The 4,204-nt window shown below is 34.2% G+C and carries 4 protein-coding genes and 1 pseudogene; all 5 read left to right on the top strand.

Annotated features, from left to right (window positions below; all coding sequences use genetic code 11):
- Positions 1–327 precede the first annotated feature (327 nt).
- The gene (locus LE180_RS06385; protein ID WP_374134620.1) at positions 328–2,376 is read left to right on the top strand and encodes a ribonucleoside triphosphate reductase; all 2,049 of its coding nucleotides are present in this window, start codon (positions 328–330) and stop codon (positions 2,374–2,376) included.
- A gap of 50 nt (positions 2,377–2,426) precedes the next feature.
- Positions 2,427–2,612, top strand: a complete 186-nt coding sequence (nrdD, locus tag LE180_RS06380) for an anaerobic ribonucleoside-triphosphate reductase (protein ID WP_374134619.1) — start codon at positions 2,427–2,429, stop codon at positions 2,610–2,612.
- Between the two features lie 22 nt (positions 2,613–2,634).
- Positions 2,635–3,219, top strand: a complete 585-nt coding sequence (locus LE180_RS06375; RefSeq protein ID WP_374134618.1) for an anaerobic ribonucleoside-triphosphate reductase activating protein — start codon at positions 2,635–2,637, stop codon at positions 3,217–3,219.
- A gap of 24 nt (positions 3,220–3,243) precedes the next feature.
- Positions 3,244–3,393 carry a hypothetical protein gene (locus tag LE180_RS06370; protein WP_374134617.1) on the top strand — a complete coding sequence of 50 codons (150 nt, stop codon included), beginning with the start codon at positions 3,244–3,246 and terminating at the stop codon, positions 3,391–3,393.
- Positions 3,394–3,614: 221 nt separating this feature from the next.
- Positions 3,615–3,737 (top strand): annotated as a pseudogene (locus LE180_RS06365) (Fic family protein); the annotation flags it as partial.
- Between the last annotated feature and the right edge of the window lie 467 nt (positions 3,738–4,204).

Genomic DNA, 4,204 nt, shown 5'->3' with positions numbered 1-4,204 from the left:
CAAACTGACAAACAACGGCAAACTTAAAATGGTCGCTATTGTCGCTGTTATGCGTAAGCTACTAGTCATTATTAACAATTGTTGTAAGCAGTATTACCTTGATAAAGCTTATATGCTCACTTAATTATACCTTTTTTTAAGGATTTCTTATACCACTTTTTTCAGTGGGTTGATAAGATGACGAAGCAATCCAGCATAGTTGTTGTCTAGCTTGCCGCGACTCGCAAACGTCGCAAGTCTCGATAATTTTAAATCAGTGCAAATATATTTATGGTGTGGATTCGTTTGCTAAATTGAAGGGAGTTTTTACCGCAAAGAGGGAAAAAAATGGGACATGAAGAGTTTTTTAGTTCGATTTTAAAGAGAGACGGTCTTAGAGAAGCTTTCGATCCCAAGAAAATTTCTGCAGCAATAGCAAAAGCAGGAAAAGCTACCGGGGAGTTCAATCAGGATATAGCGGATAGACTTACTCTCAAAACTTTATCTGTTTTACGCAACGCCATTGAAGACAGAAAACCCTCTGTTGAAGACATTCAAGATGTGGTTGAAGAAGTTCTGCTCTCTTCCTTGTATAAAAAAACAGCTAAAGCTTATATTTTATACCGTGAACAGCACAACAAAATAAGAGAAATCACGTCTGCATTTAATGTTGATTTGGTTGATCAGTATCTTAAAAAAATAGACTGGCAGGTAAACGAAAACAGTAATATGTCTTACTCTTTACAAGGTTTAAATAATTATGTTTCTTCTGAAATCAGTAAAATTTATTGGTTAAATAAAATTTACCCGGAAAATATAAGAAAAGCTCACACTGAAGGCGATATACATTTACATGATTTAGGATTACTTGGCGCTTACTGCGTTGGATGGGATTTGCAGGATTTGCTAACAAGTGGCTTTAAGGGCGTTTCCGGAAAAGCCGAGGCAAAACCCGCAAAACATTTTAGGACAGCTCTCGGGCAGATAGTAAATTTCTTTTATACACTTCAGGGAGAAAGCGCCGGGGCTCAGGCTTTCTCAAATTTTGATACCCTGCTTGCGCCGTTTATATATTATGACAAATTAACTCGTGATGAAGTAAAGCAGACCTTACAGGAGTTTTTATTTAATATTAACGTTCCTACAAGAGTAGGGTTTCAAACCCCTTTTACAAACTTAACGATGGATTTAACTGTCGCTCCGTATTATAAGGAAGAATCAGTTATCATCGGAGGAAAACATCAGGATAAAAAATACGGCGAATTTCAAAAAGAAATGGATATACTAAATCAAGCTTTCTTAGAACTTATGCTTGAAGGCGACGCGAAAGGAAGAGTATTTACGTTTCCTATTCCAACATACAGCATAACAAGCGACTTTGATTGGGATAACAAAAATATAAAAGCTTTGTGGGACATAACTGCAAAATATGGGATACCTTATTTTGCAAACTTCATCAATTCAGACATGAAACCTGAAGACGCAAGAAGCATGTGTTGCCGTTTGAGAATAGATAATCGCGAACTTCAAAAACGCGGTGGCGGACTTTTTGGAGCTTCTCCTCTTACAGGGTCTATAGGAGTTGTAACAATCAATCTTCCAAGAATAGGTTATCTTGCAAAAAATGAGTCCGACTTTATGGAAAGACTAAAAGCAAATATGGATATATCCAAACAAAGCTTAGAAATAAAGAGAAGAGTTTTAGAGAAATTCACCGCAAGCAACTTATATCCGTACATGAGTTTTTATTTAAGAAGCATAAAACAACGTTTTAACGAATATTGGAAAAATCATTTTTCAACAATCGGCATCGTCGGCTTAAACGAAGCTTGTATGAACTTGTTTGGTGAAGGAATTGGAAGTGAAAGAGGCAAAGCTTTTGGTGAAAAAGTTTTAGATTTTATGAGAGGAACTTTAATTCAATATCAGCAAGAAGCTGGCAACAATTATAATCTTGAGGCAACACCTGCAGAAGGTACTTCTTATAGACTTGCAAAACTTGACGCTAAGAAATATCCTGATATAATTTCTGCAAGTGAAACGCCTGACACGCCTTTCTATACAAATTCAAGTCAACTGCCTGTAAATTACACGGACGATATTTTTGAAAATTTAGATTTGCAGGATGCCATGCAGTCAAAATATACAGGCGGTACAGTTCTGCACATGTTTATGGGCGAACGTATTAAAGATACTGGCGCTTTAAAAACATTTATAAAAACCGTATGTGAAAATTACAGTTTGCCGTATTTTTCAATAACTCCAACATTCAGCGTTTGTCCTAAGTGCGGATATATTGAGGGCGAACATGCAGAATGCCCTAAATGTAAAAATGAAAAAGTGGAAGAAATAGATTCACAAATAAAAATTCTTGAAAATATGTTATATGCTAATTAACAACTTAACAACAAAAAATCACGGAGTTTAGTTTAAAGGAGGCAATTTCAATGACAGTAAATGAAATTCAAGAAAAGATTCATGAATTAAAAACCCAGAAAGATTCAGTTGAAGGCACAAAATGTGAGGTTTATTCTAGAGTTGTCGGATACTTGAGACCGGTTTCTTTGTGGAATGAAGGCAAGAGAGAAGAATTTAAAATACGTAAAACTTATTGCCCATGCAAACATGATTAAAAAATAACGGCGGCGTACGTAAATGAAAATCGGCGGATTACAAAAATTGTCTCTTATAGACTATCCAGGTGTGCCTGCCGCTGTTATTTTTACGCAGGGATGCAATATGATGTGTCCTTACTGCCACAATCCGCAATTGGTTTATCCGTATTTGTTTGAACGGTCATTTGACGAAGATGAAATTTTTGTTTTCCTGTCAAAAAGAATAAAACTTTTAAGAGGTATAGTTATAACGGGTGGAGAACCAACCATTCAAAAAGATTTGCTCGAATTTATAACGGCAATCAAAAATTTAAACTTTTTTATTAAGCTCGATACAAATGGAACAAATCCACAAATACTACAAGAGTTGATAGCTGAGAAACTTATAGATTTTGTGGCTATGGATATAAAGTCGTCTATGGAAAAATATAATCTCTTTTTCAAAGGAGATTTAAACTTAATCAAACAGTCAATTAATATAATCAAATCCTCGGGATTGCCTAGCCTTTTTAGAACTACGTATGACACAGACATTTTAAATGAAAAAGATTTGTCTGAAATAAAAGATATAACATCAAATTCAGAATACATTATTCAAAAATGCAAAAAAATGATGATAATGTAAAATAGATTGTGTGAAGTTTCTGTTATGAGAAAAATAAGGAACATAAAAGAATTAAATGTTGTTAAATTTTTGCAAACCAATAACAGCTATTTTGAAGATTACATTACGCGCAGTATTTATAATTCTAATGCAATAGAAGGCTCTACATTATCCTATGCTGATACTTATGCATGACAAGTCGTTTAAAATATCTGCAAACTCGAGAGATATTTACGAAGCCATAATTTACAAGTCATAAATAAAAATATAAATGAAATAGGTGGTTTTAGAAATACCGACGTATATGTCCGTGGCGCAGAACATATTCCACCAAAAAAAGAGTTTGTTCAAAATAGTGTGCTTTATTTTATTGATAACTATAACAATTCTAAATATAATTCAATTTTCGAAAAACAGCATTTAATCATATAGAGTTTGAAAAAATTCATCCATTTATAGACGGAAACGGCAGAACAGACAGATTAATCATCAATTTTGAATTATTAAAAAACAATATTACTCCTGTATTATATCCGTAGTCGACAGAAGTAAATATTTTGAATTTTAAAAAAAAGACAATATTAACAGCTTTGTCGACTACTTAGAAACTCTGTCAAAAGAAGAAATGAAAAGAATTGAAAGATCTGCCTCTAATGAATAAAGTTGAAAAACCTATCGACGTATTTAGTCAATGCCTTTGGCATCGCCACATCTTTCAGAGGAATGAAATGACGAAGCAACCCAGCATCGTTAACGTCGTACCAACTAATTAAAGCTGATACAGCGTCTAGTTGGTTTGACCCGTCCACTGTATGTGTTGCATGTGTAACTGCAACTGTGTCCGTGCATTACTCCGCCACATTCAATACTTCCCTAGTGGCGCTACTACTCTTCTTCTGACAGAGTTTCTAAGTAGTCGACAGAAGTAAATATTTTGAATTTTAAAAAAAAGACAATATTAACAGCTTTGTCGACTACTTAGAAACTCTGTCAAAAGAAGAAATGA

The sequence above is a fragment of the Candidatus Endomicrobiellum pyrsonymphae genome, assembly GCF_020328025.1.
Classification (GTDB): domain Bacteria; phylum Elusimicrobiota; class Endomicrobiia; order Endomicrobiales; family Endomicrobiaceae; genus Endomicrobiellum; species Endomicrobiellum pyrsonymphae.
This window is presented reverse-complemented; position numbering and strand designations above follow the sequence as displayed.

Bases quoted from the DNA above. Each gene is read 5' to 3' on its own strand.
- LE180_RS06385 (WP_374134620.1), top strand. From the start codon at position 328: ATGGGACATGAAGAGTTTTTTAGTTCGATTTTAAAGAGAGACGGTCTT.
- nrdD (WP_374134619.1), top strand. From the start codon at position 2,427: ATGACAGTAAATGAAATTCAAGAAAAGATTCATGAATTAAAAACCCAG.
- LE180_RS06375 (WP_374134618.1), top strand. From the start codon at position 2,635: ATGAAAATCGGCGGATTACAAAAATTGTCTCTTATAGACTATCCAGGT.
- LE180_RS06370 (WP_374134617.1), top strand. From the start codon at position 3,244: ATGAGAAAAATAAGGAACATAAAAGAATTAAATGTTGTTAAATTTTTG.